The following is a 16,190-nucleotide window of genomic DNA, read 5'->3' on the forward strand; positions in this document are numbered from 1 at the left end:
CCCCCCCCCCCCCCCCCCCCCCCCCCCCCCCCCCCCCCCCCCCCCCCCCCCCCCCCCCCCCCCCCCCCCCCCCCGCGGGGGGGGGGGGCCCCCCCCCCCCCCCCGCCGGTGCCGCGTTGTCGGCTCTTAAGCCCCTCAAGCCGCTGTCGGTGGTGCTGGCCGGCGGGGGCACCGCCGGTCACGTCGAGCCCGCGATGGCGGTGGCCGACGCGCTCAGCGCGCTCGATCCGCAGGTGCGCATCACCGCGCTGGGCACCCACCGCGGGCTGGAGACCCGGCTGGTGCCCGAGCGCGGTTACCACCTCGAGCTGATCACGCCGGTGCCGCTGCCGCGCAAGCCCAGCGGCGACCTGGCCCGGTTGCCCCCGCGAGTATGGCGCGCGGTCCGGGAGGTGCGGGCCGTGCTCGAAGCGGTCGACGCCGACGTCATCATCGGTTTCGGCGGATACGTGGCGCTACCGGCGTACCTCGCAGCCCGCGGGATTCCCCGCGGTCTCGGCCGCCGGCGCCGCGTCCCGGTGCTGATCCACGAAGCCAACGCCAGCGCCGGGCTGGCCAACCGGGTCGGCGCCCGCCGTGCCGACCGGGTGCTCTCCGCGGTGCCCGATTGCGGGCTGCCGCGCGCCGAGGTGGTCGGGATACCGGTGCGGGAGGCCATCACCTCGCTGGACCGCGCGGCCCTGCGCGCCGAGGCGCGCAGGCACTTCGGCTTCGCCGACGACGCGCGGGTGTTGCTTGTGTTCGGCGGCTCGCAGGGCGCCGTGTCGCTGAACCGGGCCGTGTCCGGGGCCGCCGCCGACCTGGCCGCCGCGGGCGTGTCGGTGCTGCACGCGCACGGACCAAAAAACACCCTCGAGCTGCGAGAGAGCCAACCCGGTGACCCGCCGTACGTGGCGGTGCCCTATCTCGACCGGATGGACCTGGCCTACGCCGCCGCCGACCTGGCGATCTGCCGGTCGGGCGCGATGACCGTCGCCGAGGTCTCGGCGGTCGGCCTGCCGGCCATCTATGTCCCGCTGCCGATCGGCAACGGCGAGCAGCGGCTCAATGCGCTGCCGGTGGTCAACGCCGGGGGCGGCATGGTGGTCGCCGACGCCGCCTTGACGCCGGAGCTGGTCGCCCGCGAGGTGGCCGGGTTGCTCAACGACCCGCCGCGGTTGGCGGCGATGACGACGGCCGCCGCGCGCGTGGGGCACCCCGACGCGGCGCGGCAAGTGGCACAGGCGGCGCTGGACATTGCCAGGAAGGCAGCGGCGGGAGGGCGACGGTGAACGCCGAACAGCTGCCGCCCGAGCTGCAGCGGGTGCACATGGTGGGCATCGGCGGCGCCGGCATGTCGGGCATCGCCCGCATCCTGCTGGACCGCGGCGCGCTGGTATCCGGATCGGACGCCAAGGAGTCGCGCGGCGTGCACGCGTTGCGGGCCCGGGGCGCGTCAATCCGCATCGGCCACGACGCCTCGTCGCTCGACCTGTTGCCGGGCGGCCCGACCGCGGTGATCACCACCCACGCCGCCATCCCGAAGACCAACCCCGAGCTCGTCGAAGCCCGGCGGCGCGGCATCCCGGTGATTCTGCGGCCGGCGGTGCTGGCGCGGTTGATGGAGGGGCGCACGACGCTGATGGTCACCGGCACGCACGGCAAGACCACGACGACGTCGATGTTGATCGTGGCGCTGCAGCACTGCGGACGTGACCCGTCGTTCGCGGTCGGCGGCGAGATGGGGGAGGCCGGAACGAACGCCCATCACGGCAGCGGCGACTGCTTCGTGGCCGAGGCCGACGAAAGCGACGGCTCGCTGCTGGAGTACACGCCCGACGTCGCGGTGGTCACCAACATCGAGGCCGATCATTTGGACTTCTACGGCAGCGCCGACGCCTACGTCGGGGTGTTCGACGCCTTCGTGGAGCGGCTCGCCCCGGGGGGAGCGCTGGTGGTGTGCGTCGACGACCCGGGCGCTGCCGCGCTGGCGGAGCGCACCGCCGAGCTGGGAATCCGGGTGCTGCGCTACGGATCCGCGCCGGCGGAGGACCACGCCGCCACCCTGTTGTCCTGGGAGCAGCAGGGCACCGAGGCGGTCGCGCACGTCCAGCTGGCGGGCGAAAAGTATCCCCGGGTGATGCGGCTGTCGGTGCCCGGGCGGCACATGGCGCTCAACGCGCTGGGCGCGCTGCTGGCGGCGATCGAGATCGGCGCCCCGGTCGACGCGGTGCTCGACGGGCTGGCCGGCTTCGAGGGGGTGCGCCGCCGGTTCGAACTCGTGGGCAACGCCGGCTCGGTGCGCGTCTTCGACGACTACGCCCACCATCCCACCGAGATCAGCGCCACGCTGGCGGCGGTCCGCACGGTCCTCGAGCAGGGCGGCGGCGGCCGTAGCCTGGTGGTATTTCAGCCCCATTTGTATTCGCGCACAAAGGAATTCGCCGTGGCGTTCGGCCACGCCCTGGATGCGGCCGACGAGGTGTTCGTCCTCGATGTCTACGGCGCGCGCGAGCAACCGCTCGCCGGTGTGAGCGGCGCCAGCGTCGCCGAGCACGTGAGCGCGCCGGTGCGCTACCTGCCCAACTTCTCCGCCGTCGCCGAGCAGGTGGCCGCGGAGGCCGGCCCCGGCGACGTCATCGTCACCATGGGCGCGGGCGACGTCACCTTGCTCGGGCCGGAGATCGTGACCGCGCTGCGGGACAGGGACAACCGCAGCGCGCCCGGCCGGCCGGGGGTGTTGCGATGACCGAGCCGAACGACGCCGACCACCCGGCGACGATGCGGGCCGCGGAGCGGTCGGCCGAGGACGCGGGCAATCTGCACGTGGGCGAGCCCGCCGGGGACGACGTCACCGAGCCGCTGTTCGTCGGGGGGCCCGGGGTCGAAACACCGGTCGCCCCGGACGAATTCGAGGGACCACGCCGGCGGGCGCGCCGCGAACGAGCCGAACGCCGCGCCGCGCAGGAGCGCGCCACCGCGATCGAGGAAGCCCGCCGCGAGGCCAAGCGCCGGGTGAGCGGACGCACGCTCGACGAGCCCAAACCCGCCGCCCGGGGCGTGGTCCGTGGCCTGAAGATGCTGTTGGTGACGGTGTTGCTGGTCGTCCTCGGGATCGGGCTCGCGCTGATCCTCTACTTCACGCCCGCGATGTCGGCCCGCAACATCGTCGTGGTCGGCACCGGGGTGGTGACCCGGGAAGAGGTGCTGGACGCGGCGCGGGTGCGGCCGGGGACGCCGCTGCTGCAGATCAACACCAACCAGGTCGCCGACCGGGTGGCCGCGATCCGGCGGGTGGCCAGCGCGCGGGTGCAGCGGCAGTATCCCTCGGCGCTGCGCATCACCATCGTCGAGCGAGTTCCGGTGGCGGTGAAGGACTTTCCGGACGGCCCGCACCTCTTCGACCGTGACGGCGTCGATTTCGCGACCGGGCCGCCGCCGCCGGCGCTGCCGTACCTCGACGTCGCCGACCCTGGCCCGAACGACCCGGCGACCAAGGCCGCGCTGCAGGTGCTGACCGCGCTGCGGCCCGAGGTCGCGGGCCAGGTGGGCCGGGTCGCGGCCCCCTCGGTGGCCTCGATCACGCTCACACTCGGCGACGGCCGCGTCGTCATCTGGGGGACAACCGATCGCACCGACGAAAAGGCCGAGAAGCTGGCCGCGCTGCTGACCCAGCCCGGGCGGACCTATGACGTCTCGAGCCCCGACCTCCCCACGGTGAAGTAACGACGCCCCGTGTGACCGCCGTAACAGAAAAAATTTGCGGGCGGCGCGTCGGCGCGCCTGCGGGGTTAGGGCGCGCCATACCCATACCGTTCTGGTTGCGCGGAACTACTTGACATAACTCTAACTCTATGGTTGAGGTTGAGGGTTTGCCAGGGAGGCCCGCGGACGCTCGGGAGGAAACCCGTCGCGCAGAACTGAGCCCACCAGGGAGGAAAACGAATGATGACCCCCCCGCATAACTACCTGGCCGTGATCAAGGTCGTGGGTATCGGTGGCGGCGGCGTCAACGCCGTGAACCGAATGATCGAGCAGGGCCTCAAGGGCGTGGAGTTCATCGCGATCAACACCGACGCGCAGGCGCTGTTGATGAGCGATGCCGACGTCAAGCTCGACGTCGGCCGCGACTCCACGCGCGGGCTGGGTGCCGGCGCGGACCCGGAGGTCGGCCGCAAGGCCGCCGAGGACGCCAAGGACGAGATCGAGGAGCTGCTGCGCGGAGCGGACATGGTGTTCGTCACCGCCGGCGAGGGCGGCGGGACGGGCACCGGCGGCGCGCCGGTCGTGGCCAGCATCGCGCGCAAGCTGGGTGCGTTGACCGTCGGCGTGGTCACCCGCCCGTTCTCATTCGAGGGCAAGCGGCGCGGCAACCAGGCCGAGAGCGGCATCTCCTCGTTGCGCGAGAGCTGCGACACCCTCATCGTGATCCCCAATGACCGGCTGCTGCAGATGGGCGACGCCGCCGTGTCCCTGATGGATGCGTTCCGCAGCGCCGACGAGGTGCTGCTCAACGGCGTCCAGGGCATCACCGACCTGATCACCACGCCCGGCCTGATCAACGTCGACTTCGCCGACGTCAAGGGCATCATGTCCGGTGCGGGCACGGCCCTGATGGGCATCGGCTCCGCGCGCGGCGAAGGACGCTCGCTCAAGGCGGCCGAGATCGCGATCAACTCACCGCTGCTGGAAGCGTCGATGGAGGGCGCCCACGGCGTGCTGATGTCGATCGCCGGCGGCAGTGACCTGGGCCTGTTCGAGATCAACGAGGCGGCCTCGCTGGTGCAGGACGCCGCCCACCAGGACGCCAACATCATCTTCGGTACGGTCATCGACGATTCGCTGGGTGACGAGGTGCGCGTCACCGTCATCGCGGCGGGTTTCGACGCCGCCGGCGCCGGCCGCAAGCCCGTGGTGGGTGGCACTGCCGCGGAGAAGGGCGGCGCGCACCGGATCGAGTCTGCGAAGGCCGGCAAGCTCACCTCGACCCTGTTCGAACCCGTCGACGCGGTCAGCGTGCCGGTCCACACCAACGGCGCCACGCTGAACATCGGCGGTGACGACGACGACGTCGACGTACCGCCGTTCATGCGCCGCTGAGGGTCTCGATTTGCTTGCCAGTGCGCGACAAACCGGCCAAGAAACATAGGGGCGGGATGGCGCTGTTCGCTGGCAGGCAGTGCACTCCGGATACTGAAAAGGTGAGCGTGCGCATCCGGCGGGTGACCACCAGCCGCGCGGGCGGTGTCTCGGGACCACCGTTCGACACCTTCAACCTGGGCGACCACGTCGGCGACGATCCGGCGGCGGTGGCTGCCAACCGAGAGCGGCTGGCGGCCGCCATCGGCCTGGGTCCCGACCGCGTGGTGTGGATGAACCAGGTCCACGGCGATCGCGTCGAGGTGGTCGACGGGCCCCGGAGCGCCGTCGACGGCACCGACGCGTTGGTGACCAGCACCCCGCGGCTGGCGCTGGCTGTCGTGACCGCCGACTGTGTGCCGGTGCTGTTGGGCGACGCGCGCGCCGGTGTGGCCGCGGCGGTGCATGCGGGCCGCGTGGGCGCCCAGCTCGGGGTGGTGGCCCGCACCGTGGAGGCGATGCTGGGGCTGGGCGCGCACGTCGAGGACATCTCGGCCCTGCTGGGCCCGGCGGTCAGCGGGCGCAACTACGAGGTGCCCGCGGCCATGGCCGACGAGGTGGAGGTCGCGCTGCCCGGCAGCCGCACCACGACCGGGGTGGGCACCCCCGGACTCGACCTTCGGGCCGGAATCGCTTGCCAGCTAAAGCAATTGGGCGTCACGGCCATCGACATCGATCCGCGGTGCACCGTGGCCGACCCGACGTTGTTCAGTCACCGCCGGAGTGCCCCAACCGGGCGGCTGGCCTCGCTGGTGTGGATGGAGTGACTGCGATGGGGGGTCGGGCACCGGAGAGCCACAGCGACCGCGAAACGGAATTGACCCACGCATTAGCGGCCGTGCGTTCGCGCCTTGCGGCGGCTGCGGAAGCGGCGGGTCGCAATGTCGGTGAAATCGAACTTCTGCCGATTACCAAATTCTTTCCAGCAACCGATGTCGTGACTTTGTCGCGATTGGGTTGCCGGGCCGTCGGCGAATCGCGGGATCAGGAAGCGTCGGCAAAAGTGAGCGAAGTCACCAAACTCTTGGCGGCCGCGTCGCGGGCGGACGTACCGGCCCTGCGCTGGCACATGGTGGGCCACATTCAGCGAAACAAGGCCCGGTCGGTTGCCCGCTGGGCGCACACCGCCCACTCGGTGGACAGCTCCCACCTCGTCACCGCGCTCGATCGGGGCGTGTCGGCGGCCCTGGCCGAGGGCCGCCGCTCCGATCCGATGCGGGTCTACGTTCAGGTCAGCCTCGACGGCGACGAGACGCGGGGCGGCGTCGACATCTCGGCGCCGGGAGCGCTCGACCAATTGTGCGCGCAGACCGAGGACGCGAAGTGCCTGGAACTGGCCGGTCTGATGGCCATTCCGCCGCTGGGCTCGAGTCCCGACGCGGCCTTCGAGCGCCTGCGGACCGAGCACCTGCGCGTCCTGGAATCCCATCCGAACGCCGTCGGCCTGTCGGCCGGCATGTCCGACGATTTCGAAATTGCCGTCAAACACGGATCGACGTGTGTGCGTGTCGGTACCGCGCTATTGGGTCCCCGGCCGCTACCGTCACCGTATTAAGTCACTGTAGTCACATCTTCATCACTGACACCAAGCATCAGGGGCTAGAAGGGGTCAACGCAATGAGCACACTGCACAAAGTCAAGGCCTATTTCGGTATGGCCCCGATGGACGACTACGACGACGAGTATTACGACGACCACGCACCCTCGCGTGGTTTTCCGCGGCCGCGTTTCGACGACGGGTACGGCCGCTACGAAGGGCGCGACTACGACGACCCGCGTGAGCCCGCCGACTACCCGCCGCCGAGCGGCTACCGCGGCGGCTACGGGGAGGAGCCGCGCTACGGCGCCGTCCACCCCCGCGAGTTCGAGCGGCCCGATATGGGTAGGCCGCGATTCGGATCCTGGTTGCGCAACTCCACCCGCGGCGCGCTGGCGATGGACCCGCGCCGGATGGCGATGATGTTCGAAGAGGGCCACCCGCTCTCGAAGATCACCACGCTGCGGCCCAAGGACTACAGCGAGGCGCGCACCATCGGCGAGCGGTTCCGCGACGGCACCCCGGTCATCATGGACCTGGTGTCCATGGACAACGCCGACGCCAAGCGGCTGGTCGACTTCGCGGCCGGATTGGCCTTCGCGTTGCGCGGCTCCTTCGACAAGGTGGCGACCAAGGTGTTCTTGCTCTCGCCCGCGGACGTCGATGTCTCCCCCGAGGAGCGTCGCCGGATCGCCGAAACCGGTTTCTACGCTTACCAATAACCCGCGGTTGAGCGGCGCCGGGTTCGGCGCCGCTTCGGTGGCCGGACCGGCTGCGATGTGGCCCGAGGACCGGAGTCGGTACGCTGGCAGGCGCCGCGAAAGCCCGCGGCGCTTGACATCTCATCGGTAAGGTCGGGGCTCTTCAGTTGGTGCTGTTCTTTCAGATCCTTGGGTTTGCGCTCTTCATCTTCTGGCTGCTGCTCATCGCCCGGGTTGTCGTCGAGTTCATTCGCTCGTTCAGCCGTGACTGGCATCCCACCGGCATCACGGTGGTGATCCTCGAGATCATCATGTCGATCACGGATCCGCCGGTGAAGTTGCTGCGGCGGTTGATCCCGCAGCTCACCATCGGGGCGGTCCGTTTCGACCTGTCCATCATGGTGTTGCTGCTGGTCGCGTTCATCGGCATGCAGCTGGCCTTCGGCGCCGCGGCGTAGGCCGATCCGGCGCGCCGGCGGGGGCCGCCTTCCAGCCCGGAGACGGTTCGGCCACGTTTTAGCCTCGGTTTGGTGCCCGCGATTTAAAAATTCTAAGGTTTCGGATTTTATTGCCCTGAGTGTTTGAAATTGGTTCTTATTTATTGGCCTAAACAGCAACGGTCGCGCCTGGTGTGACAGGATGGACGGCAGTTGCACGACGGCTACCACTGCGTTCTACACTTTCCAGAACGTTAGACAGGAACTTGAGGGGACGAAACAATGCCGCTTACACCAGCCGACGTCCACAATGTGGCGTTCAGTAAGCCACCGATCGGCAAGCGGGGCTACAACGAAGACGAGGTCGACGCCTTCCTCGATCTGGTGGAGGCCGAGCTGACGCGGCTCATCGAAGAGAACAGCGATCTGCGTCAGCGGATCGAGGAGCTGGACCAGGAGCTTGCTGCCGGCGGCGGCGCCAGCGCAGCTCCCGCGGCCGCACCCACCCAGGCGATCCCCGTCCCCGAGCCGGAGCCGGCGCCAAAGGCGGCACCGGTCGCCGCACCCGCCGCACCCGCCCCTTCCGCGGCGAGCAACGAGGAACAGGCCATGAAGGCCGCTCGGGTGTTGAGCCTGGCCCAGGACACCGCCGACCGGCTGACCAGCACGGCCAAGGCGGAGTCGGACAAGATGCTGGCCGACGCCCGCGCCAACGCGGACCAGATCCTCACCGAGGCCCGCCAGACCGCCGAGACCACGGTCACCGAGGCCCGGCAGCGCGCCGACGCGATGCTCGCGGATGCGCAAACCCGCTCCGAGACCCAGTTGCGTCAGGCCCAGGAGAAGGCCGACGCCCTGCAGGCCGACGCCGAACGCAAGCACTCCGAGATCATGGGCACGATCAACCAGCAGCGCACCGTCCTGGAAGGCCGCCTCGAGCAACTGCGCACCTTCGAACGCGAGTACCGGACCCGGCTCAAGACCTACCTGGAATCGCAGCTGGAAGAGCTCGGCCAGCGCGGATCGGCGGCGCCCGTCGACTCCAGCGCCGACGCAGGCGGATTCGACCAATTTAATCGGGGTAATAACTAGCCTCACAGGCGTGCCGGACACTCGCCAAGCTGCGCGGTTGGCACACTAGACCTGCACACGAACTGGCTGCCCGCTCGCCGCTTGGAGGATGACCGATGCTGATCATTGCGCTGGTACTGGCCCTGGTCGGGCTCGTCGCGTTGGTGTTCGCCGTGGTCACGAGCAACGAGCTGGTGGCCTGGGTGTGCATCGGCGCCAGCGTGCTCGGGGTGGTGCTGTTGATCATCGACGCGCTGCAGGAGCGGCAGCGGCGCGACGCGGGCGGAGCAGCCCAGCACGAGGACGAGGTTCAGGCCGAGGCCGGCGACGAGGCCGTCGACTACCCCGAGGACGCCCCGCAGGAATCCAGCGAAGCTGACGCAGAGGCGACCGAAGAGTCGGCGGTGCCGGCCGAGGGCCGCGGCGACGAGGCCGCCAAGTAGTACTCAGCCGGTTGGCGTGGCGAGCGTCTCGCGCACCTCGTCGTCGCTGACCTGGTGAAAATCGCCGTACACCTGGCCGACAGCTTCGAATCCGGGCGGCATCGTCACGCACACCACCTCGTCGGCCTCGAGCCCGAGCTGACGGCAGGTCGACGGCGGCCCCACCGGGACCGCGACGACTATCGATCTGGGACCGGCGGCTCGCACGGCTCGGACGGCGGCCAGCATGCTTGCGCCGGTGGCGATCCCGTCGTCGACCAGGATCACCACCTTGCCGCGCGGGTCGGCCACCGGGCGGCCGCCCCGGTACGCGTCCTCGCGGCGGGCGAGCTCGGCCGTCTCGCTCTCGATCACCTCGCGCACCTCTTCGTCGGTGATGTGCAGGCTGGACACCACGTCGTCGTTCATCACGACGCCGCCTCCGCTGGCCACGGCGCCCATCGCGAGCTCCGACCAGCGTGGCACCCCGAGCTTGCGGACCAGGAACACATCGAGGGGGGCGTGCAGCGCGGGGGCGCTCTCCCAGGCGACGGGGCCGCCGCCGCGCGCCAGTCCGAAGACCAGCACGTCATCCCTGTCGCGATAGGACATGAGCTGCTCGGCGAGCGCGTGACCGGCCTCGCGACGGTCGCGGAACGTGCGCGTCGCAGTGCGCCGGAGGAATCCATTGGGTGTCATCGGTCGCGTTCCACCCTACGGCGTTTCGTGGCGGCCGCGCCGGTCAGCGAACCCGGTCGCGCCGGTCCGGGCTCGCCGTCCCCACATCGGAGCGGGACGCGGTGACGAGATGCTCGAACGTACCGGTCACGTCCAGGATGCGATCGAGGAATCGCGGTCGGTTGTCCAGGTGTAGACGCACGCCCTCCTGACAGCTGCGTCGATGGACCAGGAGCAGGGCGGACAGACCCGCGGAATCGCAGAAGGCCAGTCCGGAGAGGTCGAGATGCAGGTCAGCCAGGGCGGGCTGCCGGCCGAGTAGTTGACCGGCGGCGTCGACCATGGCGTCGACGGTTTCGTAGACCAGGTCGCCGGAGATCTGCACGCAGGCCGATCGTCCCGTCGTGGCGACACTCAGGAACAGGTTCATCGGGACGCTCCGGCGGCGGCGAGGGCATCGTTTGCTGTCCGCAGCAAGCGCTGGCTGCGGGGGAACTCCTTGAGTTGCGCATCCAGCAAATCCAACATGGGGTGAAGCGATGCCGCCGGAACGCCCCGCGCGGCGAGGATGTCGGCGGTCCAGGTGATGAAGTCGGCGAACAGCGCGTCGTCGTCGGTGTACAGGCTCACGGTGAGGAAGTCGACGATGTGGGCGACGTCCTCGACGGTGTGCTGACGCTGCGGCGCGGAGTAGGCGCGCATGGCGGGAAAGCGGTCCTCCAAATCGGTGACGGTGGACTTGACCAGCTGACCCGCGCTCCGGCTCACCATGGTGTACTCCTGGTCGGCCAGATGGGGCAGGTCACTGACCGGTTGGCGGCTGAAAGTGCGTCGAACGGCGGGGAATTCGCGGCGCAGGCGTTCGTCAGCGGTTCGCGCGTCGGGTGCCCACGCGTCAGCGCCCAGCTGCCGGGCGAAACGGCCGTCGCGGCCGAACGCGGCCCCGCCGGCCAGGACGGGGAAACCGGCGGACTGGCACGCGATGATCGCGGCGTGCGCGTTGGGCAGCCCGGTGGGGATCGAGCAGGAGAGCGCCACGACGTCGGGTCCGTGCTGGTGCAGGTGGGCGATCAGGTGCGGGGTCGGGACCTGCGCTCCGAGGAAGTCGACCTGCCAGCCACGCAGCCGCAGGACCTCCGCCAGCAGCCGGGCGGGCAAAGCGTGCCACTCGCCGTCCACGCACGCCAGAGCGAGCCGGCCGCCGTGCGTCGGGACTTTGCCGGCCGGGTGGTGGGCCAGCGCGGCGATGACGCGGTCGTTGATGGCCGTGGCCGCGTGCTCCTGCGCGACGCTGATGCGGTTGGCGGCCCATTCGGTGCCCACCTTGCGCTGGACGGGGGCGATCACCTCCAGCAGCACGTCCTCGTGCGTCATGCCCGCATCCATCGCGGCGAACACGCTGGCTGCCGCCGCGTACTCGTCGCGGTCGGCGAGGGCTCCCCAGAGCCGCTCGCGGATCACCAGTTCGTCGGCGGCACCGGTAGCGCGTGGGGCGGTCATATCGGTGTCGTAGGACCTCATGCCACGTACCTGCCCCGCGTGTGGCCGTCGACGGCGCTGAGGTGGGTGCGCTGCGGGGCGGTGATCGCCACGACCGCGATGTCGTCGTGCACGCGTTGTCCCACCCACTGCGTGGCCAGCATCAGGACGCGTTCGACGACCGCCTCGGCCGGCATTCCGGCACATCCGGTCAGTGCTGCCGCCAGGCGCTGCTCACCGAAGAAGTCACTGCCCAGCGGACCGCCGCGGGCCTCGGTGATGCCATCGGTGTACAGCACGCACGTCTCGCCCGGCGCCAGGGAAGTCTCAAACGATTGCACAGTGATGCGCTCCAGCGCGCCGACCAGCGTGCCCTTGGTGTTGGCCTCTTCCACCTGCCCGTCGTCGCGCACGATCAACGGCGGCGGATGCCCGGCGCAGGTCAACCGGAGCACCACCTGGCCGTCCCGGTAGGCGACCGAGGCCAGGACCAAAGTGGCGAACCGGGTGTGGTCCGACGACAACATGGCGCGGTTGAGCAGCGTGAGTACGCTCTCGTGGTCCTGCGCCAGCGGCGTCAGGGCCTGCAGTGTGTTGCGGATCTTGCCGGTCATCACGGCGGCCTCGAGCCCCTTACCGCACACGTCGCCCAGCACCACCAGCGTCTCGTCCTCGGGGCGCGCGGCGGGATGGAAGTCGTAGAAGTCGCCCCCGACCACCTCGTAATCCTTCGAAGCCCGGTAGCCGCCGGCGAATTCGATGCCGTGCAGCCCATGCAGCGGGGGAGGCAACAGGTCACGCATCAGGGTGCGGGTGATGGCGGCCTGTTCGGCGTAGAGGCGTGCGGCGGACAACGCCGCCCCGGCGCGGGCGGCGAACAGGCCGGCGAAGAGTTCTTCGTCCGCGCTGTACACCGGCCGATCGGTGCGTCGCAGCAACACCAGAGCCCCCGCCGAAACCCCGTGCCCGGGCAGCGTCAGGATCATCACGGACCCCACCGGTCCCGAGAAGTGTTGAGGCACAAGCCAATCGGGTACTGTCACGGGATCGATCCAGCCCGAGGAAACGGGCGGAAACCCGTGCAGTGCCTCGCTCAAACCCGCCACCACCGCTGGGTCGGCGTCGACGCTGCACTGCTCCACGGCCCCGGCCGCGCTGCTGTAGAAGACCGGCAGCCGCCGGCCGCGGCCCGCGGGGGCCACCAGCACCGCCGCGTCCGCCAGGTGCCGGGCGGCCATCTGCACCGTCGCTTCCCGGCAGCGGTCCACGTTCAGCGCCGCGGTCAACACGGAAGACGCCTCGAGCAGGATCGCGGTGCGTTCCTGCTCGCGCGCCAGCGCTTCTTGGGCCTCCCGCAACAACTGGCCGGTGTCCTCGACCAGCGACCACGCCACCTCGCCGCTGGGCAGAACCGCTGCGTGCGCGTCGAATTTTCGGCTCCCCACCCCTCCCGAGACGACGGACGCGTCCCGATCGACCGCCCCGGGCTCAAGCTCGACGAGACGATGATTTGCGCGCGACAGCCAGTCAACCGACTCGTCGATCCGGCCGCCCTGCGTCGCGCCCGGCAGCAGGGACTGGGCCGACCCGCTCAGAGCCCGCACGACTCCCTCGCGATCGATGACCAGCGTGGGGCAGGGCACGGCCGCCCACAACGCGTCGAGGTCGATCTCGACGCCTACGTGGGCACCATCATGCATGCGGTTGACCTGTCAACGCGGAATGGTTGATCTTGCTGACGTTGCGCCGACTCTGGGCGTATTGGCTTGCGGGAGAGGGCCGTTCGTACTGGCCGTGCGTCGCACGTGCAGCGGAGGGCCATTTCTCGACCCCAATAGCGCAAACTCTACACGGCCCGCTCTCCCGACTCCGAGGCGAGAAGCGACCGTGCGCCATGCGTGTCCGAGGGGGGACTTGAACCCCCACGCCCATTAGTAGGGCACTAGCACCTCAAGCTAGCGCGTCTGCCATTCCGCCACTCGGACAAACCAACCGCATGGGTTGGCAGCTAAGGCTATCGGATTGTCTCACGCGCGCCCAACCCAGCCGGGCCGCTCAGCATCGAGCCCGGCGGCCCCGGCAATGGTAGGAAAGGTGGTTGTGACCGCCCAGACCGAGTTCCCGACCGGCCCGAGTGACGACGTGGTCGAGGTCGTCAGCAGGCTGATCCGATTCGACACCACCAACACCGGCGAACCGGAGACCACGCGGGGCGAGGCCGAGTGTGCGCAGTGGGTCGCCGAGCAGCTCGCCGAGGTCGGGTACGCGCCCCAATACGTGGAATCGGGTGCCCCGGGCCGCGGCAACGTGATCGCCCGCCTCGCGGGCGCCGACAGCTCGCGCGGCGCACTGCTGATCCACGGCCATCTCGACGTGGTGCCGGCCGAGCCGGCCGAGTGGAGCGTGCACCCGTTCTCCGGTGCGGTCAAGGAGGGGTTCGTCTGGGGCCGCGGAGCGGTCGACATGAAGGACATGGTCGGCATGATGATCGTGGTGGCCCGGCGGTTGAAGCAGGCCGGGATCGTGCCGCCACGGGATCTGGTGTTCGCCTTCCTTGCCGACGAGGAACACGGCGGCACCTTCGGGGCGCAATGGCTGGTCGACAATCGGCCCGACCTATTCGAGGGCGTCACGGAGGCGATCGGCGAAGTGGGCGGCTTCTCGTTGACCGTGCCCCGCCGCGACGGGGGCGAACGCCGGCTCTATTTGATCGAGACCGCCGAGAAGGGTCTGTCCTGGATGCGGCTGACCGCCCGCGGCCCGGCCGGGCACGGATCGATGGTGCATGACCGCAACGCTGTCACCGCCGTCGCAGAGGCGGTCGCCCGGTTGGGCCGGCACCAGTTTCCCCTCGTACTGACTGACACCGTCGCGCAGTTCCTGGCGGCCGTCAGTGACGAGACCGGGCTGACGTTCGACGTCGAGTCGGGCGACCTGGCGGGGGCGGTCGAAAAGCTCGGCCCGATGGCCCGCATGCTCAAGGCCGTGCTGCACGACACCGCGAACCCGACGATGCTCAAGGCCGGGTACAAGGCGAACGTCGTCCCGGCCGTCGCGGAAGCAGTGGTCGACTGCCGAATCCTGCCGGGCCGCAAGGAGGCCTTCGAGGCCGAGGTCGACGAACTGCTCGGCCCGGACGTCACACGGGAGTGGATCAAGGACTTCTCGTCGTATGAGACGAGCTTCGACGGTGACCTGGTGGACGCCATGAACGCCGCCGTGCTGGCGCTGGACCCGGACGGCCGCACGGTTCCCTACATGCTCTCCGGTGGCACCGACGCAAAATCGTTCGCGCGCTTGGGTATTCGTTGTTTCGGTTTCAGCCCGCTGCGGTTGCCGCCGGACCTCGATTTCACCGCGTTGTTCCATGGTGTCGACGAGCGGGTACCCGTTGACGCGCTGAGGTTCGGCACCGAAGTGCTGGCACACTTCTTGACACACTGCTGAAGACACGACACGTAACGAGAGGATCGCTCATGAGCACCGCGCCCGACCCGTACGCCGCGCTGCCGCAGCTGCCGACGTTCACCCTGACATCGGACTCGATCACCGACGGCCAGTCTCTGGCAAAGCCGCAGGTCAGCGGGATCATGGGCGCGGGTGGAGAAGATGTCAGCCCGCAGTTGAGCTGGTCGGGATTCCCGGGGGAGACCCGCAGCTTCGCCGTCACCGTCTACGACCCCGATGCGCCGACGGCCTCGGGCTTCTGGCACTGGGCGGTGGCCAACCTGCCGGCCGACGTCACCGAACTGCCCGCCGGCGCGGGGGACGGGAGCGACCTGCCCGACGACGCGCTGACGCTGGTCAACGACGCCGGCATGCGCCGCTACATCGGTGCGGCGCCGCCGCCCGGGCACGGTCCGCACCGGTACTACATCGCGGTGCACGCCGTGGATGTCGACAAGCTGGACCTCGGCGAGGACGCCAGCCCCGCCTACCTCGGCTTCAACCTGTTCCAGCACGCGATCGCGCGCGCCGTTATTCACGGCATCTACGAACAGAAGTAGCCACTCGTCCTACGCCGACCGTCTTGTCGGTGGGCGGTCGTAGTATTCGAACATGCGTTCGAGTGATCGTCAGGACATCGCGGCGGATTACGCCGCGCTGAGTGAGGTCGTCTCCCGCATCCTCGGGCATTCGTATGAGGCGCTGACTACTCCAGAGCGGTTGCGATTATTGGAGATCCTGGAGTGTGAGACGCGCCGGCTGCAGACACCGAGTTATCAGCTCATCAATCAGGTTGCCGAGCAGGCTGATTCGGCCGAGTTGGGTGGCAAGCTGTCGTGGGCGTTGGCCGATCGGCTGCACATCACTCGCGGCGAGGCCGGCCACCGCATCGCGCAGGCTGCCGACTTAGGGCCGCGCCGGGCGCTGAGCGGTGAGCCGTTGGCACCGGTGTTGCCCGCCACGGCCGCGGCCCAGCGCGCCGGGGCGATCGGGGCCGATCACGTGGCGGTGGTCCGGCGGTTTTTCCACCAGCTGCCGGAATCCGTCGACATCGACACTCGGGAGCAGGCCGAGAAACACCTTGCGTCGCAGGCCACCCACTATCGCCCCGATCAACTCGCCAGGCTCGCCCGCCACTTGACGGACTGCCTCAATCCCGACGGCAACTACACCGATGCCGACAGGGCGCGGGCCCGGGGGCTGGTGCTGGGCTGTCAGCAGGCCGACGGCATGTCCAAGCTGAGCGGCTGGCTCACCCCCGAGGCCCGCGCCACCTGGGAGGCGGTGCTGGCCAAGCTGG

General features: G+C 69.8%; 16 protein-coding genes, 1 tRNA gene and 1 pseudogene. 13 read left to right on the plus strand and 5 right to left on the minus strand.

All coding sequences use genetic code 11. The annotated features are described in order from the left end of the window. Nucleotides 1-194 precede the first annotated feature (194 nt). From murG to A5750_RS13060, 10 genes are all read left to right on the plus strand, one after another. Nucleotides 195-1,271, plus strand: a complete 1,077-nt coding sequence (gene murG, locus A5750_RS13015) for an undecaprenyldiphospho-muramoylpentapeptide beta-N-acetylglucosaminyltransferase (protein WP_231989189.1) — start codon at nt 195-197, stop codon at nt 1,269-1,271. After that, complete coding sequence (murC, locus tag A5750_RS13020) at nt 1,268-2,728, plus strand: UDP-N-acetylmuramate--L-alanine ligase (protein WP_067263349.1); 1,461 nt, start codon at nt 1,268-1,270, stop codon at nt 2,726-2,728. The genes murG and murC overlap by 4 nt, the downstream gene beginning before the upstream one ends. Beyond that, complete coding sequence (locus A5750_RS13025; RefSeq protein WP_156659737.1) at nt 2,725-3,705, plus strand: cell division protein FtsQ/DivIB; 981 nt, start codon at nt 2,725-2,727, stop codon at nt 3,703-3,705. Before murC ends, A5750_RS13025 begins: the two co-directional genes overlap by 4 nt. Before the next feature lie 222 nt (nt 3,706-3,927). Continuing rightward, nucleotides 3,928-5,079 carry a cell division protein FtsZ gene (ftsZ, locus tag A5750_RS13030; RefSeq protein WP_066957092.1) on the plus strand — a complete coding sequence of 384 codons (1,152 nt, stop codon included), beginning with the start codon at nt 3,928-3,930 and terminating at the stop codon, nt 5,077-5,079. 101 nt (nt 5,080-5,180) lie between these two features. Then, nucleotides 5,181-5,885 (plus strand): peptidoglycan editing factor PgeF, encoded by a 705-nt coding sequence (gene pgeF, locus A5750_RS13035; RefSeq protein WP_066957030.1) that lies wholly within the window; start codon nt 5,181-5,183, stop codon nt 5,883-5,885. A gap of 5 nt (nt 5,886-5,890) precedes the next feature. Next, entirely contained in the window at nt 5,891-6,673 is a 783-nt protein-coding gene (locus A5750_RS13040) for a YggS family pyridoxal phosphate-dependent enzyme (protein ID WP_066957033.1), read from the plus strand. A 62-nt stretch (nt 6,674-6,735) separates the two neighbouring features. Further along, complete coding sequence (locus A5750_RS13045; protein WP_066957036.1) at nt 6,736-7,377, plus strand: cell division protein SepF; 642 nt, start codon at nt 6,736-6,738, stop codon at nt 7,375-7,377. Nucleotides 7,378-7,523: 146 nt separating this feature from the next. Further along, on the plus strand, nt 7,524-7,814 hold the full coding sequence (locus tag A5750_RS13050) for a YggT family protein (RefSeq protein WP_007170773.1): 291 nt from the start codon (nt 7,524-7,526) through the stop codon (nt 7,812-7,814). Between the two features lie 261 nt (nt 7,815-8,075). Continuing rightward, nucleotides 8,076-8,885: a DivIVA domain-containing protein gene (locus A5750_RS13055; protein ID WP_066957039.1), complete on the plus strand. Its 810-nt coding sequence runs from the start codon at nt 8,076-8,078 to the stop codon at nt 8,883-8,885. Between the two features lie 95 nt (nt 8,886-8,980). Further along, the gene (locus A5750_RS13060) at nt 8,981-9,307 is read left to right on the plus strand and encodes a hypothetical protein (protein WP_066957041.1); all 327 of its coding nucleotides are present in this window, start codon (nt 8,981-8,983) and stop codon (nt 9,305-9,307) included. A gap of 3 nt (nt 9,308-9,310) precedes the next feature. Here the strand turns inward: A5750_RS13060 and A5750_RS13065 are convergent. The 5 genes and pseudogenes from A5750_RS13065 to A5750_RS13085 all read right to left on the minus strand — a co-directional run. Next, a pseudogene (locus tag A5750_RS13065) lies at nt 9,311-9,991 on the minus strand (phosphoribosyltransferase); the annotation flags it as partial. 37 nt (nt 9,992-10,028) lie between these two features. After that, the gene (locus A5750_RS13070) at nt 10,029-10,394 is read right to left on the minus strand and encodes an STAS domain-containing protein (protein ID WP_066957047.1); all 366 of its coding nucleotides are present in this window, start codon (nt 10,392-10,394) and stop codon (nt 10,029-10,031) included. Continuing rightward, nucleotides 10,391-11,485: a cobalamin-dependent protein gene (locus tag A5750_RS13075; RefSeq protein ID WP_156664331.1), complete on the minus strand. Its 1,095-nt coding sequence runs from the start codon at nt 11,483-11,485 to the stop codon at nt 10,391-10,393. Before A5750_RS13075 ends, A5750_RS13070 begins: the two co-directional genes overlap by 4 nt. After that, nucleotides 11,482-13,143 (minus strand): PP2C family protein-serine/threonine phosphatase, encoded by a 1,662-nt coding sequence (locus tag A5750_RS13080; RefSeq protein WP_067263355.1) that lies wholly within the window; start codon nt 13,141-13,143, stop codon nt 11,482-11,484. Before A5750_RS13080 ends, A5750_RS13075 begins: the two co-directional genes overlap by 4 nt. 199 nt (nt 13,144-13,342) lie before the next feature. Then, a tRNA-Leu gene (locus A5750_RS13085) sits at nt 13,343-13,428 on the minus strand. Nucleotides 13,429-13,525: 97 nt separating this feature from the next. On the opposite strand from A5750_RS13085, the gene A5750_RS13090 reads away from it, so the two are divergent. The 3 genes from A5750_RS13090 to A5750_RS13100 all read left to right on the plus strand — a co-directional run. Further along, entirely contained in the window at nt 13,526-14,890 is a 1,365-nt protein-coding gene (locus A5750_RS13090) for a M20/M25/M40 family metallo-hydrolase (protein ID WP_066957052.1), read from the plus strand. Nucleotides 14,891-14,919: 29 nt separating this feature from the next. Next, nucleotides 14,920-15,450 carry a YbhB/YbcL family Raf kinase inhibitor-like protein gene (locus tag A5750_RS13095; protein ID WP_066957055.1) on the plus strand — a complete coding sequence of 177 codons (531 nt, stop codon included), beginning with the start codon at nt 14,920-14,922 and terminating at the stop codon, nt 15,448-15,450. 52 nt (nt 15,451-15,502) lie between these two features. Continuing rightward, on the plus strand, nt 15,503-16,190 hold a 688-nt coding region (locus A5750_RS13100), incomplete at its 3' end, for a DUF222 domain-containing protein (RefSeq protein ID WP_156664332.1).

Source organism: Mycobacterium sp. 852002-51613_SCH5001154 (assembly GCF_001667425.1).
Lineage (GTDB): Bacteria > Actinomycetota > Actinomycetes > Mycobacteriales > Mycobacteriaceae > Mycobacterium.